The sequence below is a fragment of the Thermococcus prieurii genome (genome assembly GCF_054657655.1).
Window position 1 is genome coordinate 757,684 of sequence record NZ_BAAHYH010000002.1, and the last position, 20,198, is coordinate 777,881.

Genomic DNA, 20,198 nt, shown 5'->3' on the forward strand with positions numbered 1-20,198 from the left:
CAATCTGATTGTTATGTCCGTCGAGCGAGCCAGGGAGGAGATTCTGAACGGGCCGATTGAGAGAACGCTCTTCAGGTTAGCGGGCCCTCTGATAGTCAGCAACATGGTTCAGGTTCTCTACAACCTGGCAGATACCTTCTGGCTCGGGAAACTCGGCAGGAACCAGCTCTCGGCACCGGGCGCCAGCTGGCCCTTCATAGCGACCCTCATGAGCCTTGGAATGGGCTTCGCGGTTGCGGGCTTCGCCTTCGTGACGCAGTACATAGGAGCGAGGGACTTCAAGAGGGCGAACCGCTCGGCGGGTGCTCTTTACTCGCTGAGCCTGCTGTTCTCGATTGGCGTTGCCATAATCGGGGCAGTCTCTACCCCCTACATCCTCAAGCTGATGGACGTCTCGAGTTCGGTTTATCCGTACGCGATTAAATACACCCTCGTCATATTCATTGGAATTCCCTTCGCCTTCACGTACTATGCCTTCACGTTCCTCCTGAGGGCAGTCGGGGACACGAAGACGCCGATGGTTATTAGCTTCTTCACGGTTGGCCTCAACATGGTCCTTGACCCCGTCTTAATCTTCGGCCTCGGGCCGTTTCCAGAACTCGGTGTTGTTGGAGCGGCGATAGCGACGATGTTCTCCAACAGCGTTGGTTCGGTCATAGGTGCCTACTACCTGGCAACGGGCAAGAAGGGGATAAAGTTCACCCTCGACGACCTGAAGCCTGACTGGGACTTTTACAGAAGGATTTTCAGGGTCGGCCTTCCCTCCGCGGTTGGTCAGTCCCTCAACTCCTTCGGCTTCATGATTTTGACGAGAATAATCTTCCAGTACGGGACGGTGGCGTTTGCCGCTTATGCGATAGCCAACAGGCTCACTAACTTCATGTTCGCGATAGCCAACGGCATAGCGCAGGCGATGGGAACGATGGTCGGCCAGAACATAGGGGCCAAGAACTTTGAGAGGGCGAAGAGGATAGCCGAGAGGACGATGCTCATAAACTTCGGTGTTCTAACGGCGGGAACGGCTTTCATAGTAATCTTCAACCAGCCCGTCTTCAAGGCGTTCATAAACGACCCCGAGATCCTCCATGAGGCCTCGCTCGTTGCCAAGTACTTCCTGACCTCCCTCCCGTTCTTCGGCATATTCTCCGTAGCCACGGGTGTCTTCCAGACGGCTGGGAAGACTAAAACGAGCATGGTGCTCGGTCTGATAAGACTCTGGGGCTTAAGGATTCCACTGAGTTACCTTTTGGGATTGGCCGTCGGTGCGAGCTGGGGTGTCTACCTTGGAATGGGGCTGAGCAACATCCTTTCGGCAGTAATAGCGCTCGCCTGGTTCCTCAGGGGAGGATGGATGGAAAGGATTATAGACTGATGAGGGGAAGTTCTGCCAATGAGGGGGAATCGAAGACTCCAGGAGATGCGCGAGGAGATACTCAACGGGCCGATTGAAAGAACCCTCCTTAAGTTAGCGGGACCCCTCATAGTCAACAACCTCGTTCAGGTCGTTTACAACATAACCGACACGTTCTGGCTCGGAAAGCTCGGGAGGGAAGCTCTGTCCGCTCCAGGAGTGGTGTGGCCAATCATCGGAACGCTGATGAGCCTCGGCATGGGATTTACCATGGCGGGCTTTGCCTTCGTCGGTCAGTACATAGGGGCGGGGGAATTCAAAAAGGCCTACCGCTCCGCTGGGGCACTCTACTCCCTGATGCTGTTCTTCTCAACGGCCACTGCCTTGATAAGCCTTGCAATCCTCCCCCAGGCGCTCCACTTCATGAAGGTAACGCCGGGCCTTTACCCCTATGCCAAAACCTACGCGAGCATAGTTTTCGCTGGCTTGCCCCTGTCCTTCGCGTACATGGCCTTCTCGGCCCTTATGAGGGCAAGCGGTGACACCAAAACACCGATGAAGATAACCCTCGTGACGGTGCTTGTAAACATAGTCCTCGACCCGCTCTTCATTTTTGGAGTTGGGCCTTTTCCAAAGCTTGGTGTGGCGGGGGCCGCTCTTGCTACGGTCATAGCGAACGCCATTGGAGCGATTACCGGGGCCTATCTGATGTTCTCCGGCAGGGTGGCGTTAAAGCTCAGCTTTGAAAGCCTTAAGCCCGACTTTGAGTTCTACAAGAGACTCTTCCGCGTTGGATTGCCGTCGAGCATCGGCCAGTCAGCGAACAGCTTCGGCTTCGTTATTCTCACAAGGATTATAATGGGCTTCGGCGATGTCACTTACGCGGCCTACGTCATAACAACCCGCCTCGTCAACTTCCTGACGAGCATCTCGCGCGGTATAAGCATGGCGATGGGAACGATGATAGCCCAGAACGTTGGAGCGGGCAAGTTCGAGAGGGCGAAGAAAATAGCGGAGAGAACGATGCTCGTCAACTTCACGATAGCTAGTTTAGCCGTTCTAATTATCGGAATCTTCCGCGTTCCCATCTTCCGGGTCTTCCTCGACGACCCGAAGGTCATAGCGGAGAGCAAAATCGTCCTCGAGTACTTCCTAATCTCTGTGCCCTTCTTCAACGGAATCTTCATAGTCGTTAACAGGACCTTCAGCTCGGCCGGACACACGAAGAAGACGATGCTCCTCGGCATAATCCGCCTGTGGGGTCTCAGGATTCCGCTGAGCTACGCCTTCGGCTACGTCGGCGCGATAACGCTCCTCGGACTGACGATTCCGCTGGCGGAGCTGTTCGACTTCACGAGCAAAGGCGTTTTCTTCGGCATGGGACTGAGCAACTTCATCGGCGCGCTGATAGCCCTCGCCTGGTTCCTCCGCGGCAGCTGGATGAAGGCGATAATCGAAAAAACGCCCAAAGAGAGTGAAAAGTCAGGCCGGGTTAGACATCCGGAAGGCTAATAAAGGCTCGCCCCGAGTGGCGGGCGGTGAGAGCATGAAGGCCGAAATGTGGGAAGGCGTTTACTCCTTCGAGGACAGCCCGTTTTTGATGGAGATTCTAACGGAGCTTCGCGATGAGAGAACAGGGCCGATAGCCTTCAGGAAGGGCCTCGTCAAGCTCGGCCGTTACATGGCCTACGAGCTGACGAAAACCATGGAAACCGAGAGGGTTCCCGTCAAGACCCCACTTGAAGAAACCGAGGGCGTAATCGTCAGGGACAGACGAAACGTGGTCATAATAACCGTTCTCCGCGCGGCGATTCCGCTGATGGAAGGCCTCATCAAGGTGCTCGACCACGCGCGCGTCGGCATCGTCTCGGCATCGCGCGGAAAGGCCCCAAAGTTCGAGATTGAGATGAACTACGTCAAGATTCCGGAGATAAGGCCCGAGGATACTGTTATAGTCGCCGACCCGATGATAGCGACCGGCTCGACGCTGATTAAGGTTCTCGACGAGGTCAAGCGCTACGGGAAGCCGAAGCGCCTGGTTGTCGTTGGAGTGCTGGCGGCTCCCGAAGGAATAGAGAGGATAAAAAGTAGGCACCCCGAGGTCGAGGTGTTCGTTGCCAAGGTCGACAGGGAGCTGAACGACAAGGGCTACATCCTGCCGGGCCTCGGAGACGCGGGGGATAGGGCCTTTGGGGAGCCTGTGAAGGTCCCCTGAACCCCTCTGGTTTTTACTATCTTCCCCGGGTGATGGCAACGATTACAGAGGCGATCACGAGCAGGCCGATGAAAAACCCAGTCTCGCCCAGTGAGTAGTGCCCCATCCTGTGGAGGCCGTAGCCCAATGCACCGAGGACAAAGGCAAAGGCCCCGCCAAACAAAACCACGAGGAGAATCTTGTACCCGTATCGCTCCATGAACAGAGCGGAATCCACGTTCACCACCGGTTAAATTTTAAAGAGAACAGTTTTTACGTCTTTCGGTTGGGTCGGCCAGTGCCAGTCTCATCATTCGGTAGCATTCAGACCGGTAAACGCTCGTCATCCCCCGGTTCAATTCTCCAGTGCCTTTTTAAACCCTGTGGACAACCTATGACGGCCGATGACGAGCGTTAGCCACGCTGACGGTGATGAGAAGAGGGTTAGCCGAGGCCTAAGCGTTTTAAGACCCGTGCCGTAGTGCCCCCGGTGGTCTGATGTCGCTTGAAGAGTTCTACCGCCACCTCAGATGGTGGATGGACCCGGAGGATGGGAGGGCCCTGAGGAGATTCGAAGCAATAGTCCGCTTTTTTGAGGGGCAGGAAGTTGATGCGTCAAGCGTCCTCGACGTCTGCGCCGGAACGGGTATCGCCGGTGTGGCGGCCGCGAAGGCCCTCTCCGCCTCGAGGCTGACACTGGTGGAGGCGAGAGGGAAGGACTTAGAGAAGGCTAAGAAGTGGCTTGAGGTTGCTGGCATAAACCCTGAGCTCAGACTCGTCACCGGGAACGTGCTGGAGCTTCCTTCGCTGGTGGAGGAACACGACCTCGCGGTTCTCTGGGGACACACGATGCCGCATTTCGACCCGTTCCAGGCGGTTAGGCTCTTCTCCGGAGTCGCCTTGGTTCTGGGTGAGGACGGAGTTTTCCTCGTCGAAGAAACCGACAGGATAAAGCGGTTCCTCTACGGCTCCGCTTACAGGCATTTCTTAGTGGAGCAGAAGGCCCGCGATTACGCCGTGGTTTCCCTCCACGAGGGCTACGACGTCAGGAGGGGGATGGAGGAGAGGGGCTACTACAAGCTGCCGGGGTTTGAGAGGATAGCGGGGATGAAGTTAAGGCCATGGGATTTAGCATCACAGCTCGCACTGGGGAGGATTTTCTTCAGAAAAGAGGAGCTGATAACGCCCGAGGAACACGGCATTGCCGGGGTTTCCGAGGTTCTCGTATTCAGGCGCCCTAACAAAAGAATCGCCGGTGAGATTTACTCTGAATCCCAGAGTTTCGGGGGGTTTTAAATCCTCCCCACCCTTTCTTAAACCGGTGAGAGAATGAAGGCGTTAGTTGTGAGAAACCTCCGGAAGGGCTACGGGAACTTCCTTGCCCTCAAGGGGATAAACTTAGAGGTAGAGGAGGGTGAGGTCTTCGCACTGCTCGGACCCAACGGGGCAGGAAAGACGACGCTGATAAGGATTCTTGCGGAAGGGCTCCGCTACGACTCTGGGGAGGTTCTCGTCTTCGGAAAGCCCCTCTCGAAGGAAACGGCCCGGCTGATTGGCTACGTTCCGCAGGAGAGCATAGCCTACGACATCCTGACGGTGAGGGAGAATCTGGGCTTCTACGCGGACCTCTACGACGCGCCAAGGGGGAGGATTGATGAGCTAATCGAGGAGTTCGGCCTTCCAGCAAACAAAAAGGCCAAGGAACTGAGCGGAGGACAGAGGAAGAAGCTGAACTTAGCTATAGCGCTTCTCCACGAGCCGAGAACCCTGATACTCGACGAGCCCTCTAACGGCCTCGACGTTCCGGCAAGGAGGGAGCTCTGGGAGATAATCCGGCGCTTCAGGCGGGAGGGAAAGACCGTAATCATAGCGACCCACTACATGGAGGAGGCGGAGAAGCTGGCCGACAGGGTGGCGATAATCAACGAAGGTAAGGTAATCGCGGTCGGAACGGTTGACGAGCTGAAGCGTCTCGTCGGTGAGGGGAGCGTCGTTCACATCGAGGGCGAGCTGAGGATTGAGGGACTCCCCGAGGGCGTTGGGGTTCTCAGCGAAAACCCGCTCAGGCTCAAGGTCGAGGACCCGAGAAGGGAACTGCCGGGAATCATCGAGGCCCTAGTGCGGGCCGGAAGCGAAATCAGGCTCGTTAAGGTCGAGGAGCCGACGCTCGAAGACGTCTTCGTAAAGCTGACCGGGAGGGGGCTGGAATGAAAGTCCGGGCAGTCAAGGGAATCCTCGTCAAGGATTTGCGCGAGATAGGCAGGGAGAAGATGACGGTCTTCTGGATTATCGTCTTCCCAATGATGTGGCTCCTCGTCATGGGCGGAATCTGGGGCCACACAAGCCCCCCGGTGACGGTGAAGGTCGGCGTCGTTGGAGGAGATGCCGGAAGCGTCATCGTGTACATGTCGAACATAACAATTGACGGACGGCACCTCTTTAAGGTCGAGGAATTCGGGAGCGCCGGGAAAGCCCTGAGCGCCCTCAAGTCCGGTAAGCTCGACGCGGTAATAGTATTCCCCAAGGGTTTCGGCGAGAACCTCAGCTCGGGCCTTCCCGCAAACGTCATCGTCTACTACGACGAGAGCGACCCGCAGGAGTACCAGATAGCAAAGGGTGCAATCGAGGGCTTCTTCTCGGGCTTTTCAAGGGAGCTCGCGGTTCGGAGGGCCGGCAACCTGACGGCCGTAGTCGAGAGACTGCTCCCCGGGAAGGCCTCCAAGAGGCTCACCCCGCTCATCTGGGGGACGGCGAACCCCTTGACGGTTGAGGAGAAGGCCGTGAGCGGAGAAAAAAGCAAACCGGTGCTCTTCTTCCTCGCGGGGGTTATGGGAATCCAGTTCCTCTTCGCGACTATGAGCCTAATCGGCAACGGCACGCTCAGGGAGATTGAAAAGGGAACGCTCAGGCGCATCGCGGCTTCCCCGGCGACGGCATGGGACTTTCTCCTTGGAAAGCTTCTCTCGACGACGGTCGTAATCTTCGGGAGCATAGTTGCGCTGATAATCTTTTCCCGGGTTGCCTTCGGGGCGACGATAGTTCCAAGCCCGCTCGGATGGGCGCTACTGCTGACGGCGGGGGCGTTTTCAATGGGGCTCGGTCTGGCGATAGCGATGCTCACGAGGAGCATAAGAGCCACGAGCGCGGCCATAAACCTCGTCTCGTGGCCGATAATGTTTTTAGCCGGAATAGTGGTTCCTCCGAGCACGCTCCCGAGCTGGGCGATGCCCTTCGTGAACTACTTCCCAATTGGAAGGGCCCTGAAGGACTTCCGCCTGCTGGAAATCTACCACGTCTCCCCGGGCAGCGTTGTCGGGGACCTGCTTCCCCTCGCCGCGGTCAGCCTGGGTACCCTCGCGGTTGCGGTCGCGGTTTACGGCTGGGCCGTTAAACGGCTCGAATGAGCCCTTTCTTTTTTCACGAACCTCAAAAGCTCCCTCAAGAACTCCATTCCTGCTCTGTTGTTAACGGCCTTCGGGTGGATTGAGAGGAAGAACGTCCCGTTTATGTTCGCGTAAACGCTCTCAGCGCTCGTCAGCTCGTAGGGAAGCAGAAAAGACGGCATGTACCATGTGTACTCGTGATTGTAAATCGGCTCGACGGTTCCGTTCGGGAAGTAAATGAAGTCCTCGCCGATGACGGTGATGTTGTGTTTGAGCAGAACCTCCAGCGCGGCATTTGAGAGGGTGTAGCGCGGGGCGATGAAGTATTCCGGCGTGACGTTAAGGTAGGAGAGCGCCCTCAGGCCCAACTCAAGCTTTCTCTCGGCGACAGTCGCGTTGCAGTTGAACTCGTCGCCGATGTGGGTGTAGCCGTGTAGCTCGACGTGGTAGCCCTCGCGCTTGAGCTCCTCAAGGAACGCTATGAAACCCTTATACCTCCACATCGGCATCTTCCCGCCGTGGTCAGGAATTACGAAAAGGTAAGTCTCGTTCTGGAAGCCGTACTCATCGATAACGGCCGTTATCTGTCTCAACTGGGGAAGGTAGCCGGGGCTGACGTCGTGGAGGAGGATTGCAAAGCGCCCGAAGCTTGGGAGGTATGCGGGACTGAATAGTGAACTGGAAGAGAGAAGAACGAGAAACATGACTCCCACAGTTACCGTAAACTTGAGCAGTCTCTTCATCGAAGAAAGAGGGGAAGGATACGTAAAAATCTTTCTAAAGGTGTTTCCTGAGAAAGTCCCCGACCTTCGCTTTCCACGCCTCAGGGTGGAACTTCAGCGTCCTGACGTGCGGTGCATCCGTGACCCACAGCTCAACGTTCGGGTTTACCTTCCTGTTCCGCTCGTAGAACTCCCTCACTTCCTCAGGCCTTACGAGGGGGTCCTTCTCGCCGGCGATGAGGAGGAGCGGCTTTCTAACTTTGTCCGCGTACTCAAGCATGTTGAGCTCCTTAGCCCCGCTGAAGAGAACGGTAAACGGCTTGACGAAGGTGTAAAGCCACTCCGGGAGGTTCGCGAAGTATTTGAGTCCCCTCGCGCCGGTCTTGTCGAGGTAAATCGGAGGCGAATCCGCGACGCCGCAGGTGATTCTGTCATCTTCGGCGAGGGCCCTTATTGTCACGACGGCCCCCATTGAAAACCCAACGAGCCCTATCTTCTCGGCCTTCTCGGGGTGGTTCTTCTTCAGCCAGTCAACTGCCGAGAGAACATCAATCAGCTCCCTGTCGCCGACCGTGGTAAACTTCCCCTCGCTCTTTCCGTGGGCGCGGAAGTCGAAGACGAGGACACTGTAGCCCTCGTTGAGAAGGAACTCGGTGGTCTGCTTCAGGTAAACCCTATCCCACCTGCTCCTCGTGTAGCCGTGGAGGGGCATCACGACGGGGCCCTCGTTGGGAACCCACCAGGCGCTGAGCTTCAAACCGTCCCTCGTCTCGATGGTGACGTCCTCGTAATCGTAGCCGAGGTCCTTCGGCGTCCAGTCTCCAAGGAAGCGGGGCGGTTTTACCATCTTGTATGCGACGAATGCTGAAAAAGCCAGGAACAGAACGAGGAGAAAAATCAAAACGGCCCAGAGCACACCTCATACCCCCACCTCTGTTTCTTCTATTGCCTCGACTTTGGGCTTCCCTCCAGACAGTTCATCGAGGTTCTTCATTCCCCATATCAGCGGGAGGGCTATTAAAATAAATATCGCACCCACCGGAAACAGAACCTTGTAGTTGCCCCCTGCGAGCTGGACTATGCCTCCACCCAACAGCCCAGCAACGAGGACGGGAAACGCCTTGGTGGCCTCAAAGAAGCCGTAATAGCGGCCGTTGAAGGCTTCACGCTCGTATTTGGTGAGCAGGTCGCCGATAACGGGCCAAGACGTTGCCATCAGCATTCCCCATCCAATGCCCGCAAAACCGATGAGGGCCGTTATCTGAAGTTTGGTGTGAATGAACCAGCCGGCGAGGAAGGGCAGAAGGAATATCACGCCGCCGAGGACTATCGACTTCCTCCTCCCCATTCTGTCGTAGAGAGGACCTCCTACGACCGCTCCCACGAGCACCGTGACGTTGAAGAGGGCCATTATCGCGTTCCCGAGGGCGGTGACGTCCTTGGTTCCAAGGACCGACTCCAGAATTCCGAACATGAAGACGGCAACGAACTCGAAGCTCATCCACCAGAGTATCTGGGCGGAGTAGAACTTGAGAAAGTCCCTGTCGGCGACGATGGAGCGCAGGTAGTCGGTGAGACCCTCCTCAGGCAGTTCCTCAGGAAAGTCAGGCTCCCTAACCTTGAAGTACACGACAAGCGCCGAGACCATCAGAAGACCCGCAACCAGCGTGAACGGAATCCACATGTAGCCGGCCTTTATGAGGGCGTTAATCTCGTTATCAAGACCCGTTAGCTTCGAGGCCCTGACTATCAAAAGGGCGAGTATTCCGAAGATGAACAGGTTGCCGGCCCACTCGAACAGCGTTATTATTCCGCTTGCCCTTCCTCGCTCTCCGCTGGGGACAACGTCGGGCATAAGGGAACGGTACTGGGCCACGTAGAAGTACATGGCGAAGTAAAACAGGGCCAGCATAGTTGCAAAGGCAAGCAACGGTGCACCGGCTACGTAACTCAGATACACCCCGAGTATGACAAGACCCGCGAAGATACCCCCGGCGAGAATGAAGGGTGTCCTCCTCCCCCTGCCGGAACGCCTGAGGTCACTGTAGTAACCCATTAAGATGGGCACGAAGATTCCCATTAAACCCTGAAGTGAGAGGACGGCGCCTATTACAAAGGCCGAGTTGGTGTAGCCGTTTTGAAGCAGTTTAAAGGATATTCCCTTGTTTAAGCCCCATCCAGTGCTCATGCTGAAGCCCAGAAGGGCAAGGCCGAGAACCGTCCCGAGGCTCAACCTCTCCTTTCCTTCCACCATCTGCATCCCCCGGTTTAGCTCGATATCCCTTTGTACCCTCCGGAAACTTTTAAGCCTTGTGAGTTCATTTCTGGGCGGTAGTAAAGATGACATCCCCGAACAATGAGTTTCAACTCATCCTAGGGCACAGGGGATTTAGGGGACACTTAGAAAACACACTACCGGCTTTTAAAAGGGCGTTAAAATACGCAGATGGAATAGAGTTCGACGTCAGGGTGACCGCGGACGGAAGGCTCGTGGCGCTTCACGACGGGGAGTTCAAGGCAGACGGGAGAAACTACAGGGTGGAAACGGTAACATACAGGGAACTCCTACGCCTGCACCCCCTCGGAAAACTCGTCCCAACCCTCAACAGGGTTTTGGAGCTCTCACCAGCGGTCATGAATGCCGACCTTAAGGACCCGAACGCGCTTCCACCCCTGCTCAAGGAGCTTGAGCGGAAAAACCTCCTGGGAAGGGTCGTTGTCTCAACAGACGACCCGAAACTCGCCATGAGAGCAGTTAGAGAATGCCCGAACTGCAGGATTGGCCTATCTATCACGACCCCGACGAGCCCAGTGAGGGTCCTGACTAAGAGGGGCCTCTACTCGGTCCACGTTCCCATAGACGTCGCCCGATACATTGGAGCGCGGGGGCTTGAAATCCTCCTTCGGCTTTATCATAGGAAAGGTCTAAGGGTCTGGCTCTGGAACTACAGAATGAACGAGCTGGAATGGATTCCACGCCTTGTCCCCCTTGCGGATGCGGTTATTTCCGACGACCCGGGAAGGCTGAAAAGGTTTTTATCGTTAAAGTTCAACCGGGGCAACACCGGAGGCGGTCAGAATGTGGGAAAGAGATAGGGTTATCGTCCTTGGCCATAGGGGCTGCATGGGAAAGCTCCCTGAAAACAGCCTGCTTGCCTTTAAGAAGGCCGTCGAGGCCGGGGCAGACGGCGTAGAGCTCGATGTGTGGCTAACCAAGGACAGTAAGGTCATCGTTATGCACGACGAGACCATAGACAGGACCAGCGACATGAGCGGAAGACAGAAGGACATGACATTGGAGGAGCTCAAAAGGGCCGACATAGGGCTTGGCGAGAGGATTCCAACGCTGGAGGAGGTTTTTGAAGTCCTTCCCAGGGATGCCCTCATCAACGTTGAGCTCAAGGATGGGGACGCCGTTAAGGAAGTCGCTAAAATCGTGAAGGAGAACAACCCGGAGAGGGTGTTAATATCGTCCTTTGACGTTGAAGCCCTCAGAGGATACCGCAGGTTCGATGAGGAAACTAGAATGGGGCTTTTGATTGATAGGGAAGACGTTCTGCCAATGGTTCCAAAGCTCAAGGAGGAGCTCAACCTCTGGTCAATCAACATTCCGATGGAGGCCATACCCCTGCTCGGCTTCGAGAAGACGGTTCAGGCCATCGGCTGGGCCCGCTCCCTCGGGCTCAAGGTCGTCCTCTGGACGGCAAACGACGAGCTGTTTTACAAGGACGACAACCTGCTGAAGCTCAGGGGGCTCTTCGAGGTCGTGATAGCGAACGACGTCGAGAGGATGCTCTCCTACCTCAAGGACGCTGGACTCAGGTAAACTTTTTAAGGTTTTTTATTTTACTTTTCTTGGTGGAGGGAGTGAAGAAGGCCTATTGGCTACTCCTTATAATCACAGCACTTCTCACGGTTTCCTTCACGATTCCCTCTTACACGTACTCCCCACCTTACGCGGGCTTCTTCGGGAGCACCATCAACACTTATGATGGACCACCGGGGTGGGTCGGCTACGTTGAGTGCACCGCGGACACGAGTTCCTACTACAGCTACGTAGTGAACTGGACGCTGAAATACCCGCACGGCTACGGCGTCTCCAAACCAGGGATGTTCAAAACAACGGTTCTCGTGAGGAACTGGAGCAGATTTTTTGAGGAGATACCCTCGGGGTGCTACGTCCTCGGGCGGAACTCACTCAATTACGACGATAAACTTTACAGGGCGTCGGAGAGGCTCAAGAACTTAACCGCCGGCACGCCAGACTACGAAAAGCTTGAGCCGTTCTTTGGCTTTGTGGGTTCCCCGGAAACTCCCGTCAACGTGACGCGGGTTGCGGTTACGGTCTTTTTCACTGGCATGATGAAGCCCGTGAAGCTACCGTTCGTGATAACCTGGTTGGGGGTTCTGATTGTTGGTATTGCGGGAGCCCTCGTGAGCTATAGGCGGAGCAAATCCCTTCTCGCGGTCTTCCTTATCACGGTTATTCTGAGCGCCATCTTCTTCGAGGAGTACATTCAAATGGAGAGAAAAATCTCCGGAACGGCGGAGGCGTTTAACGAGCTACTGACCCTGAACTCCACCAGCGGATGGTGCACCGAGATAGGGGGCGCTCAGGGAGATTTCAGCTCCCGCGAAGATGTCAACTGGTTCCTCAAAACAGTAAAGGAGAACAACGCAACTGTGAGTTCGGTCAGATGGGAGGACACGGTCCTGAGAATCCACGTTAAGGTGAATAGTAGCAATTACATGAGAATCATTGAGGCGTTTAAAGAGAGGGGCTGGGAGACCTCGGTGATTGACTCTGAATCCCTCAATGCCCTCCTTGAAGAGAGACACGGGACACAGGAGATAAACGAGACACTAACGACGCTTGAAAAATATCTGCCGTACCTAACCCCTGACGAGAGGAAAGCCGTCGAGGATTATATGGCCGACCTAAACGAGACACTTCACCAAGATAGAGACCAGAAGAACTTATGCATAGCAGTTTTTGCCACTAACCCCGAGGCGATAATTCCAGACTACGGGGGCCACTCCGATTTCCTGGCCAAATTCGCCCTCGTTGCCGTGTTTGTGGGGCTCGCGCTGGGGAGGCGCCGGGGCGATGAAACACGATAAGACCATCTTCATCTGCATCGTTGTCCTTCTGTTCATGGTGCTCGCGACAGCCATTCCACCGGAGAGGTACTCCGGCCCAGGCGACCGTTTCATTCCCACCAACGGTGAATTCAATGAAGTCCTCCGCTCGTTCAACACCACGAGTCTCTGGAACTGCACCCCCCGGGCCTTGATGACAGTCGAGTGCAGGGCCTACACCAATGATGAGCTCAACGGGACGCTGTCGTTCTTCGAAAGTCTACCTCACAATAACATCGCCCTGTACGCCTGGGATGGGGGCTCGTTCAATGTTTTACTCACCAACGAAACCGGATTTGAGAAACGGCTTCCCCGAAATTGCATTATCACAGACTACAAGGAAACGAGAGTCGCCTTCAGCAGGGAGGAGCAGGAGAAACTCAGGAGGGAACTTCAGGCCTTTAAGGAGCTTGAGAGCGTTATTCAAGACCCGGAGGAAAGGGCAGTTATCCACAACAAAACCGTTGACCTAACCATTACCCTGGAGTATGCCCTCGGCCTGCGGAGCAAGGGCAAACCCTGCAACATCACCCTCGCCACCGTCAATATAAACTATCCAAAGCCCGAGAGCAACGTTCCGTTCATGGCCCTCCTCTGGGCCGGTGCGGGAGTTTTAGCCCTTGTTGGGGTTATCTTAAGCAGGAGCAGGGACAAAAAGCTCGTCTTCGGTGCCCTCATTGCCCTCTCGATAATTTTCGTTGGCACCTACGTCCACGATTCGTGGGTTCAGTGGAATTCAGAGAAGGCCATTTCAATAATCGAAGCGCTCAACCAGAGCAACGCAACCCTAAAAGATTCGAGCAACTTGGTCTTTCTCCATGTTACACTCAACGACCCCGAAAAGGCGAGAAAACTCGCGGAGCTTCTCAAAGAGTTCAACGTTAGCGTCCGGGTCAGACGGGACGGACCCAAAACCCTCAGGCTCGACGGAACACTGCCTCTTCGGGAGCTGGGGGCTTTTAAAAACGCTTCCGGAAGGGTTGGCTATCTCTTAGTCGACAATGAAAGCCATTTTTATGAAGAGTTCATAAGGAAATACGAGCTTGAAGACAAGATAATCGAGGAATACCTAAACGAGGTATCCCCGGAAAGCAGGGAAGTGCTGAGGGAAGTCATTCGAGAAAACCAGCAGGCCATTAAAAACCTAAGAACAGCCATGTACGACCGGGCTCAGCTGGTAATCTTGGTTTATCTTCCATACACTGCCTCACCGGAGGCCTACCATGACCTCTCCTCAAAGCTGGCGTTCGTTGGAGTTTTCCTCGGTCTCGGTTGCATCCTCACTAGCATCACAGGAGACGAACGAAACCGTTAATACCTCCAGTGCAGAGGTTCAACCTCGGTGGTCGTATGGAGCGCTACGTCCTATCACTGGATGAGGGAACTACCTCAGCCAGGGCGATAATCTTCGACAGGGAGAGCAACGTAATAGGAATCGGACAGTACGAGTTCCCCCAGCACTATCCCAAGCCCGGCTGGGTGGAGCACAATCCGGAGGAAATCTGGGACGCGCAGTTCAGGGCCATCAAAACCGCCCTTGAACGGGCAAAGGTGGAGCCGGACCAGATAGCGGCGATAGGCGTTACGAACCAGAGAGAAACTACAATAGTCTTTGACCGCGACGGAAAACCGCTCTACAACGCGATAGTCTGGCAGTGCAGGAGAACGGCCGAGATGGTGGAGGAGATAAAGCGCGAATACGGGGACGTGATAAAGGAGAAGACCGGCCTCGTTCCCGATGCTTACTTCTCCGCGAGCAAGCTCAAGTGGCTCCTCGACAACGTTCCAGGCTTAAGGGAGAAGGGGGAGAAGGGCGAAGTCCTCTTTGGAACCGTTGATACGTTCCTAATCTACCGCCTCACCGGAGAGCACGTAACCGATTACTCCAACGCCTCAAGGACGATGCTCTTCAACATAAAGAGGCTCGACTGGGACGACGAGTTGCTCGAAATCTTCGGGATTCCTGAGGAGGTTCTACCCGAGGTGCGGGAGTCGAGCGAGGTCTACGGCTACACGAAGAGGGAACTCCTTGGGGCAGAGATTCCGGTAAGTGGAGACGCAGGCGACCAGCAGGCGGCTCTGTTCGGTCAGGCAGGCTTCGAGACCGGAATGGTGAAGGCCACCTACGGAACGGGAAGCTTCATCCTGGCCAACACGGGAAAAACAGTCCGCTACTCCAACAACCTGCTCACGACGATAGCCTGGGGACTCAATGGAAAGGTCAGCTACGCCCTTGAGGGGAGCGTTTTCATAACCGGGGCAGCGGTTCAGTGGCTCCGCGACGGGATAAAGATTATCAAACACGCCTCCGAAACGGAAGAACTCGCAAGGAAGCTCGAGAGCAACGAAGGAGTTTATTTTGTCCCGGCCTTCGTCGGCCTTGGAGCACCGTACTGGGACCAGTTCGCGAGGGGGCTGATAATCGGCATAACGCGCGGAACCGGCAGGGAGCACCTCGCGAGGGCAACTCTGGAGGCAATAGCCTACCTGACGCGCGACGTCATAGAGGAGATGGAGAAGCTTGTCGGGATAAAGGAGCTCCGCGTTGACGGCGGGGCAACGGCGAACGACTTCCTGATGCAGTTCCAGGCGGACATACTGAACAGGCGCGTCGTCAGGCCCGTCGTCAAGGAAACCACCGCGCTCGGCGCGGCGTATCTGGCTGGACTGGCCGTCGATTACTGGGAGAGCCTTGAGGAGATAGAGAGCCTCTGGAAGGCGGAGAAGGTGTTCGAGCCGGGAATGGATGAGGAAACGAGGAGAAAGCTCTACCACGGCTGGAAGGAGGCGGTGAAGAGGGCCATGGGTTGGGCGAAGGTCGTTGGGGTCTGACGAAAGGGTTATTACTGTTTCCTCCAATTATTTTCAGGTGGGAACATGGAGACAGTCGAGGCCGTCTACGAGAACGGTGTTCTAAAACCCCTAAAACGGGTGAATCTCAAGGAAGGTGAGAAAGTAACCGTTGTCATAAAGCGGGACGTCCTGAAACTTGCGGGAAGTGTTAAGAGAGCTGTTAGTGTTGAGGAGCTGGAGGAGGCTTATCATGAGTACGTTCTCCACAGGGGAAAGGGTCTTCCTTGATACCTCTTTCATCTTGAACTTCCTTTTTGGAGAAGAGAAGGCCGTGGTTGCGCTTGAAAAAATGATTGACGAAGGAACAAGGTTCTACATCAACCCAACAGTCATTGGTGAGGTCTGGTTTCAGCTCATGGCTAACGAGTACGTGAAAAAGCATGGAAGGTACTCAACCTACGGCATAAGAGAAAAAGTCGGAGAAATTAAAGAAGCCATCAACGTGGTCGATGAGTTCTTTAGTGCACTTCCCGAGCTTGAAGTGGTTGAGATAACGGAAAGAACCGTGGAAATTGCACGGAGATTAATTGAGGAACACAACCTGCTTCCCAACGACGCGATGATTCTCGCCTCATGTATTCAGTACGGGATTAAGAGGATTGCCACCTTCGACTCTGATTTTAAGAAGGTTCCAAACATTGAGACCCTGCCATGATGAATGAACATCTCCGTCCATTCAAATCCTGTCCTGCCCTGTCCTTTTTTCTAATGCCCCAAAGAGTTCTTTCCTCGCCTTTTCGCCAAACTAAAGGTTAAGGAAAGCTTTAAAACATCCAAAACCCTTTCTCAAGTTAAATCGAGGTGAAGGTTATGAAGACGAAAGTCGCTATAATAGGGGCAGGAATTAGCGGGGCAAGCATAGCGAGGGTTCTCAGCAGGTACGAGAACCTCGAAGTCCACTTGATAGAAAAAGCTCCAGACGTCGGCTGGGGAGTGAGCAAGGCCAACACAGCGTTAATTCACGGTGGTTACGACGACGACCCCGAGAAGTACCCGACGAGGGCAAAGCTGTGCATAAGGGGAAACAGGCTCTGGCACCAGTGGGTCAAGGAGCTTGAGATTCCGCACGTCTGGAACGGGGCCCTGATAGTCGCAACGAAGGATGAGGACTTCGACGAGCTTGAGAGACTCTTGGAGCGCGGAAGGAAGAACGGCGTTCCCGAGATGAGAATCGTTGATAAAGAAGAGCTCTTCCACCTTGAGCCCAACCTCACGAGGGAGGCAATAGGGGCTCTATGGGTTCCAATAGTGGGTCAGATTGGGCCGATTCCGGCCGTTATCGCGATAACCGAGAACGCCGTTGCGAACGGCGTGAAGACGCACCTTGAGACTGAGGTTACGGGGATAAAGGTCGAGAACGGCGAGGTTAAAGGCGTTGAAACAAAGGACGGCTTCATCGAGGCGGACATCGTTATCAATGCAGCGGGTCTCTACGCGGACAAGATAGCGAGAATGGCAGGCATAGACTACTTCGAAATCCACCCGAGGAAAGGTGAGTACTGGATTTTTGACGACGACGTCCCCGGGCCGAGGCGCGTCCTCTTCCCGACGCCGACGCCGATAAGCAAGGGAATAGTTGTAACCACCGAGATTTCCGGCCATCTGATGATAGGACCGAACGCCCAGGACCTACCGCCTGAGGAGAAGGAGAACCTCGCCACAACCAAGGAAGGTCTTGAGCAGGTCTGGGAAGGTGCCAAGAAGCTCTGGCCACAACTGCCCCCGAGGAGCAAGGTAATCAGAACCTTTGCCGGCCTAAGGCCCGAACCGACGGGAGGGGACTTCATAATTAAAGCGGAGGAAGAGGTCTGGGGCTTCATCAACGTCGCTGGAATACGCTCACCCGGCCTGACGAGCGCCCCTGCGATAGCCTATGAGGTTGCTGAAATAATCGAGCGCGACCTCGGAATCGAGCTGAAGGAAAAGGAGAAGTGGAACCCCTACAGGAAGGAAATCAGCCACTTCTTCATGATGACGCCCGAGCAGGTGAACGAAGCCGTGAAGAAGAATCCATCCTATGGAAAGATAGTCTGCAGGTGCAACAACGTCAGCGAGGGCGACATCCTTGAGGCCATAGAGAGAATGAAGTTTATAGGCGTTAAAACGCCGAGCGTTGATTCCGTCAAGTTCAGAACCAAAGCCACAACAGGAACCTGCCAGGGAAGCTTCTGCAGGCCGAAGATTGTCCAGCTTTTGGCGAAGGAATACGGAGTAGAGCCGTGGGAGGTTACGCTGAAGGGTAAGGGAAGCGAGATTGGAATAGGAGACGTCAAGGTTCTCCTCAGGGGGGATGCCTGATGTTCCCGAGGATTCCGATGCTGAGCTACGACGTCGTTGTGGTCGGTGGCGGTCCTGCGGGAATGGCGGCCGCGATTAGGGCCAAGGAGCTGGGTTTAAACGTCCTGCTCCTCGACGAGAACGACTACCTTGGAGGAATACTTCCCCAGTGCATTCACCCCGGCTTTGGCCTGCACTATTACAAAGAAGAGCTGACAGGGCCCGAGTTTGCCTCGCGCCTCGCGAAGAGGCTGGTCGAGCTTGGGGTGGAGTACAGAACGGCCGCGAGGGTTCTCGAGATTAAAAACTACTCCGACCTCGAGAAGGTCGTAATCTTCACGTCGCCGAGCGGGGCTTATCAGGTTTGGGCAAAGGCCGTAATCTACGCCGCGGGAGCGAGGGAGAGGCACGCCTTCGAGATTGGAATCGTCGGCGACAGGGTTTCGGGAATCTACACAGCAGGGGAGGCCCAGACGCTGATGGACATCTACGGGATAATGCCCGGTAAGGAGATAGTCATCGTGGGTTCCGGCGACGTTGGCTTGATAATGGCGCGCCGGTTCGCCCTTGAAGGCGCGAAGGTCAAGGCAGTCGTCGAGCTGATGCCCTATCCAGGAGGACTGGCGAGAAACGTGATGATTCTCAGGGACTTTGACATTCCCCTCTACTTGAGCCACAAGGTCGTGGAAGTCCGCGGAAAGGGCCGCGTTGAGCGGGTAAAGGTTGTCAGGGTTGATGAGAACCTCAACGAAACGGGAGAGGAGTTCTGGATTGAGGCGGATACGTTGATAATATCGGCCGGCCTCGTCCCGAGCGTTAAAAAATTGAAGGCCATAGGCGTTGAGATTGACCCTGCGACGGGCGGACCGGTCGTGAACGACAGGCTGGAAACCAGCGTCCCGGGAATATTCGTTGCCGGGAACTCGCTCCTGATAAACGACCTCGTTGACTACGTCGCGGAACAGGGCGAGCTGGCAGCGGAAGGGGCTAAGGAGTTCATCGAGAACGGGGGAATCGAGAGCAGGAAGTGGGTTAAGGTGGAGAAGGGTGAAAACGTCCGTCTGCTGGTCCCGCACTACCTCAGTGGAGATAGAGACGTCTACCTCTACCTGCGCGTGGCTAAGCCCATGGAGGACGTCGAGCTCAGAATTCCGGAGATAGGCAGGAGAATGAAGCTCCCGGTTGTCAAGCCGGCCGAGATGCTGAGGATAAAACTGAAGGCAGGAGAAATCGGGAAGGCCAGCAAGCTCACCGTGGAGGTGGTGAAGGCATGATTTACCGCTTCACATGCATCGTATGTCCCCTCGGGTGTTCAATCGAGGTCGAGATGGAGGACGGAAAGGTCAAGGAAGTTCGCGGTTGCACCTGTCCGCGCGGGAAGGAGTGGGCTATTCAGGAGGTTACGAACCCGAAGAGGGTCGTGATGAGCGTCGTGCCGGTTGAAGGAGGGTCCCTGCCCACGGTGAGCGTCAAGACAGCCGAGCCGGTGCCTAAGGAGAAGATACCGGAGCTCATGAAGTTTCTGACGAAGCTCAGGCTCAAAGCACCGGTGAAGGTCGGAGAAACGGTTGCGGAGTGGGAGGGAATAAAAATAGTGGCGACGAGGGGAGCTTAGCCCTCCAGCTCTTTTACCCACTCTGGAAGGGAGCAACCCCTGCTTAAAACTGCCGTTATACTACGGTGCTCAACCTTCTTACCGCCCAGGAGCAGGTCGGCGTCGATTACGAAGCCCGTTGGGACCTTGTCTTTGAGCTTAACCGTAATTGTTCCGTTCATTTTGAGGTCATTACTTGGAGAAACCGTGATGAGGAACCTGTAGGTGACGCTGTCGGAGTCCCTTTTGATTTCGGTACCCGCGCCAATGGCCTGGAGTGCGACCTTGACCGGGTCGTAGGCCTCGGTTCTGGCGGTCTCGTCGAGCGTTAACGTCGCGGTGAACTTCTTCTTCGTACCGTTCATTATGACGATTTCCTTAGCGGTCGTGTTCTTGAGCACGATGTACCACTCGAGGCCGGAGCGCTTTCCGTGGAAGTAGTACGTGCCGTTAAAGTAGCCACCCTTCATTGAGATGTGAAGCGTCTTGCCGTCCCTAACCACAGTTGCGTTCTCGGTGTACGAGTAGCAGTTCAGCGAGCCGAGGTTTGAGAGTATGAACGCCTTGTAGGGAACCCCCGTGGAACCACTGCTCTTCCCATGGTAAACGTAAGCCCCAATCGCGACCAGGAGTACTACGATAATGGCAACGATTACAACCCTTCCTTTCACCCGCATCCCCTTGA

21 protein-coding genes are annotated in these 20,198 nt (G+C 55.3%); 16 read left to right on the forward strand and 5 right to left on the reverse strand.

The annotated features are described in order from the left end of the window. Positions 1-13: 13 nt before the first annotated feature. Genes ACYQ04_RS07395 through upp form a run of 3 tightly spaced genes read left to right on the forward strand, consistent with a single transcriptional unit; the run spans position 14 to position 3,566 of the window. Positions 14-1,372: an MATE family efflux transporter gene (locus tag ACYQ04_RS07395; RefSeq protein WP_460128499.1), complete on the forward strand. Its 1,359-nt coding sequence runs from the start codon at positions 14-16 to the stop codon at positions 1,370-1,372. Between the two features lie 18 nt (positions 1,373-1,390). Further along, positions 1,391-2,863 carry an MATE family efflux transporter gene (locus ACYQ04_RS07400; protein ID WP_460128501.1) on the forward strand — a complete coding sequence of 491 codons (1,473 nt, stop codon included), beginning with the start codon at positions 1,391-1,393 and terminating at the stop codon, positions 2,861-2,863. Between the two features lie 34 nt (positions 2,864-2,897). After that, positions 2,898-3,566 (forward strand): uracil phosphoribosyltransferase, encoded by a 669-nt coding sequence (upp, locus tag ACYQ04_RS07405; protein WP_460128502.1) that lies wholly within the window; start codon positions 2,898-2,900, stop codon positions 3,564-3,566. Between the two features lie 16 nt (positions 3,567-3,582). Here the strand turns inward: upp and ACYQ04_RS07410 are convergent, their stop codons facing one another. Beyond that, positions 3,583-3,792 carry a hypothetical protein gene (locus ACYQ04_RS07410; RefSeq protein WP_460128504.1) on the reverse strand — a complete coding sequence of 70 codons (210 nt, stop codon included), beginning with the start codon at positions 3,790-3,792 and terminating at the stop codon, positions 3,583-3,585. Between the two features lie 251 nt (positions 3,793-4,043). Here ACYQ04_RS07410 and ACYQ04_RS07415 point away from each other — a divergent pair, with 251 nt between their 5' ends. The 3 genes from ACYQ04_RS07415 to ACYQ04_RS07425 are packed head-to-tail and all read left to right on the forward strand — an operon-like array spanning position 4,044 to position 6,949. After that, complete coding sequence (locus ACYQ04_RS07415; protein WP_460128506.1) at positions 4,044-4,841, forward strand: class I SAM-dependent methyltransferase; 798 nt, start codon at positions 4,044-4,046, stop codon at positions 4,839-4,841. Between the two features lie 33 nt (positions 4,842-4,874). Continuing rightward, the gene (locus tag ACYQ04_RS07420) at positions 4,875-5,756 is read left to right on the forward strand and encodes an ABC transporter ATP-binding protein (protein WP_460128508.1); all 882 of its coding nucleotides are present in this window, start codon (positions 4,875-4,877) and stop codon (positions 5,754-5,756) included. Next, complete coding sequence (locus ACYQ04_RS07425) at positions 5,753-6,949, forward strand: ABC transporter permease (protein WP_460128510.1); 1,197 nt, start codon at positions 5,753-5,755, stop codon at positions 6,947-6,949. The genes ACYQ04_RS07420 and ACYQ04_RS07425 overlap by 4 nt, the downstream gene beginning before the upstream one ends. Here the strand turns inward: ACYQ04_RS07425 and ACYQ04_RS07430 are convergent. Genes ACYQ04_RS07430 through ACYQ04_RS07440 form a run of 3 tightly spaced genes read right to left on the reverse strand, consistent with a single transcriptional unit; the run spans position 6,919 to position 9,904 of the window. Then, positions 6,919-7,671 (reverse strand): DUF2334 domain-containing protein, encoded by a 753-nt coding sequence (locus tag ACYQ04_RS07430; protein ID WP_460128512.1) that lies wholly within the window; start codon positions 7,669-7,671, stop codon positions 6,919-6,921. The genes ACYQ04_RS07425 and ACYQ04_RS07430 overlap by 31 nt on opposite strands. Positions 7,672-7,705: 34 nt before the next feature. Further along, positions 7,706-8,566, reverse strand: a complete 861-nt coding sequence (locus tag ACYQ04_RS07435) for an alpha/beta hydrolase (protein ID WP_460128514.1) — start codon at positions 8,564-8,566, stop codon at positions 7,706-7,708. A gap of 3 nt (positions 8,567-8,569) precedes the next feature. After that, positions 8,570-9,904 carry an MFS transporter gene (locus ACYQ04_RS07440; RefSeq protein ID WP_460130045.1) on the reverse strand — a complete coding sequence of 445 codons (1,335 nt, stop codon included), beginning with the start codon at positions 9,902-9,904 and terminating at the stop codon, positions 8,570-8,572. 86 nt (positions 9,905-9,990) lie between these two features. Between ACYQ04_RS07440 and ACYQ04_RS07445 the strand changes: the two genes are divergently transcribed. The 10 genes from ACYQ04_RS07445 to ACYQ04_RS07490 all read left to right on the forward strand — a co-directional run bounded on the left by ACYQ04_RS07445 (position 9,991) and on the right by ACYQ04_RS07490 (position 19,534). Next, positions 9,991-10,746, forward strand: coding sequence for a glycerophosphodiester phosphodiesterase family protein (locus tag ACYQ04_RS07445; RefSeq protein WP_460128516.1), 756 nt, complete (start codon positions 9,991-9,993; stop codon positions 10,744-10,746). Beyond that, positions 10,730-11,476 carry a glycerophosphodiester phosphodiesterase family protein gene (locus ACYQ04_RS07450; protein ID WP_460128518.1) on the forward strand — a complete coding sequence of 249 codons (747 nt, stop codon included), beginning with the start codon at positions 10,730-10,732 and terminating at the stop codon, positions 11,474-11,476. The genes ACYQ04_RS07445 and ACYQ04_RS07450 overlap by 17 nt, the downstream gene beginning before the upstream one ends. A gap of 32 nt (positions 11,477-11,508) precedes the next feature. After that, positions 11,509-12,771, forward strand: a complete 1,263-nt coding sequence (locus tag ACYQ04_RS07455) for a hypothetical protein (RefSeq protein WP_460128519.1) — start codon at positions 11,509-11,511, stop codon at positions 12,769-12,771. After that, entirely contained in the window at positions 12,758-14,104 is a 1,347-nt protein-coding gene (locus tag ACYQ04_RS07460; protein WP_460128521.1) for a hypothetical protein, read from the forward strand. The genes ACYQ04_RS07455 and ACYQ04_RS07460 overlap by 14 nt, the downstream gene beginning before the upstream one ends. Positions 14,105-14,139: 35 nt before the next feature. Further along, entirely contained in the window at positions 14,140-15,621 is a 1,482-nt protein-coding gene (gene glpK / locus ACYQ04_RS07465) for a glycerol kinase GlpK (protein ID WP_460128523.1), read from the forward strand. 45 nt (positions 15,622-15,666) lie between these two features. Beyond that, on the forward strand, positions 15,667-15,870 hold the full coding sequence (locus ACYQ04_RS07470; protein WP_014122534.1) for an antitoxin family protein: 204 nt from the start codon (positions 15,667-15,669) through the stop codon (positions 15,868-15,870). Beyond that, positions 15,833-16,297 (forward strand): type II toxin-antitoxin system VapC family toxin, encoded by a 465-nt coding sequence (locus ACYQ04_RS07475; RefSeq protein WP_460128524.1) that lies wholly within the window; start codon positions 15,833-15,835, stop codon positions 16,295-16,297. The genes ACYQ04_RS07470 and ACYQ04_RS07475 overlap by 38 nt, the downstream gene beginning before the upstream one ends. 155 nt (positions 16,298-16,452) lie before the next feature. Beyond that, complete coding sequence (locus ACYQ04_RS07480) at positions 16,453-17,940, forward strand: NAD(P)/FAD-dependent oxidoreductase (protein ID WP_460128526.1); 1,488 nt, start codon at positions 16,453-16,455, stop codon at positions 17,938-17,940. After that, complete coding sequence (locus tag ACYQ04_RS07485) at positions 17,940-19,193, forward strand: NAD(P)/FAD-dependent oxidoreductase (RefSeq protein ID WP_460128528.1); 1,254 nt, start codon at positions 17,940-17,942, stop codon at positions 19,191-19,193. The genes ACYQ04_RS07480 and ACYQ04_RS07485 overlap by 1 nt, the downstream gene beginning before the upstream one ends. Further along, positions 19,190-19,534, forward strand: coding sequence for a DUF1667 domain-containing protein (locus tag ACYQ04_RS07490; RefSeq protein ID WP_460128531.1), 345 nt, complete (start codon positions 19,190-19,192; stop codon positions 19,532-19,534). The genes ACYQ04_RS07485 and ACYQ04_RS07490 overlap by 4 nt, the downstream gene beginning before the upstream one ends. On the opposite strand, the gene ACYQ04_RS07495 is transcribed toward ACYQ04_RS07490, so the two are convergent. Further along, positions 19,531-20,190 carry a hypothetical protein gene (locus tag ACYQ04_RS07495; RefSeq protein ID WP_460128533.1) on the reverse strand — a complete coding sequence of 220 codons (660 nt, stop codon included), beginning with the start codon at positions 20,188-20,190 and terminating at the stop codon, positions 19,531-19,533. The two genes, ACYQ04_RS07490 and ACYQ04_RS07495, sit on opposite strands and share 4 nt — an antisense overlap. Positions 20,191-20,198: the final 8 nt, after the last annotated feature.

What these genes read in the sequence shown, in the direction of transcription:
- ACYQ04_RS07395 (WP_460128499.1), top strand. Translation starts at nt 14, where the DNA reads ATGTCCGTCGAGCGAGCCAGGGAGGAGATTCTGAACGGGCCGATTGAG.
- ACYQ04_RS07400 (WP_460128501.1), top strand. Translation starts at nt 1,391, where the DNA reads ATGAGGGGGAATCGAAGACTCCAGGAGATGCGCGAGGAGATACTCAAC.
- upp (WP_460128502.1), top strand. Translation starts at nt 2,898, where the DNA reads ATGAAGGCCGAAATGTGGGAAGGCGTTTACTCCTTCGAGGACAGCCCG.
- ACYQ04_RS07415 (WP_460128506.1), top strand. Translation starts at nt 4,044, where the DNA reads ATGTCGCTTGAAGAGTTCTACCGCCACCTCAGATGGTGGATGGACCCG.
- ACYQ04_RS07420 (WP_460128508.1), top strand. Translation starts at nt 4,875, where the DNA reads ATGAAGGCGTTAGTTGTGAGAAACCTCCGGAAGGGCTACGGGAACTTC.
- ACYQ04_RS07425 (WP_460128510.1), top strand. Translation starts at nt 5,753, where the DNA reads ATGAAAGTCCGGGCAGTCAAGGGAATCCTCGTCAAGGATTTGCGCGAG.
- ACYQ04_RS07430 (WP_460128512.1), bottom strand. Translation starts at nt 7,671, where the DNA reads ATGAAGAGACTGCTCAAGTTTACGGTAACTGTGGGAGTCATGTTTCTC.
- ACYQ04_RS07440 (WP_460130045.1), bottom strand. Translation starts at nt 9,904, where the DNA reads ATGGTGGAAGGAAAGGAGAGGTTGAGCCTCGGGACGGTTCTCGGCCTT.
- ACYQ04_RS07445 (WP_460128516.1), top strand. Translation starts at nt 9,991, where the DNA reads ATGACATCCCCGAACAATGAGTTTCAACTCATCCTAGGGCACAGGGGA.
- ACYQ04_RS07450 (WP_460128518.1), top strand. Translation starts at nt 10,730, where the DNA reads ATGTGGGAAAGAGATAGGGTTATCGTCCTTGGCCATAGGGGCTGCATG.
- ACYQ04_RS07460 (WP_460128521.1), top strand. Translation starts at nt 12,758, where the DNA reads ATGAAACACGATAAGACCATCTTCATCTGCATCGTTGTCCTTCTGTTC.
- glpK (WP_460128523.1), top strand. Translation starts at nt 14,140, where the DNA reads ATGGAGCGCTACGTCCTATCACTGGATGAGGGAACTACCTCAGCCAGG.
- ACYQ04_RS07470 (WP_014122534.1), top strand. Translation starts at nt 15,667, where the DNA reads ATGGAGACAGTCGAGGCCGTCTACGAGAACGGTGTTCTAAAACCCCTA.
- ACYQ04_RS07475 (WP_460128524.1), top strand. Translation starts at nt 15,833, where the DNA reads ATGAGTACGTTCTCCACAGGGGAAAGGGTCTTCCTTGATACCTCTTTC.
- ACYQ04_RS07480 (WP_460128526.1), top strand. Translation starts at nt 16,453, where the DNA reads ATGAAGACGAAAGTCGCTATAATAGGGGCAGGAATTAGCGGGGCAAGC.
- ACYQ04_RS07485 (WP_460128528.1), top strand. Translation starts at nt 17,940, where the DNA reads ATGTTCCCGAGGATTCCGATGCTGAGCTACGACGTCGTTGTGGTCGGT.
- ACYQ04_RS07490 (WP_460128531.1), top strand. Translation starts at nt 19,190, where the DNA reads ATGATTTACCGCTTCACATGCATCGTATGTCCCCTCGGGTGTTCAATC.
- ACYQ04_RS07495 (WP_460128533.1), bottom strand. Translation starts at nt 20,190, where the DNA reads ATGCGGGTGAAAGGAAGGGTTGTAATCGTTGCCATTATCGTAGTACTC.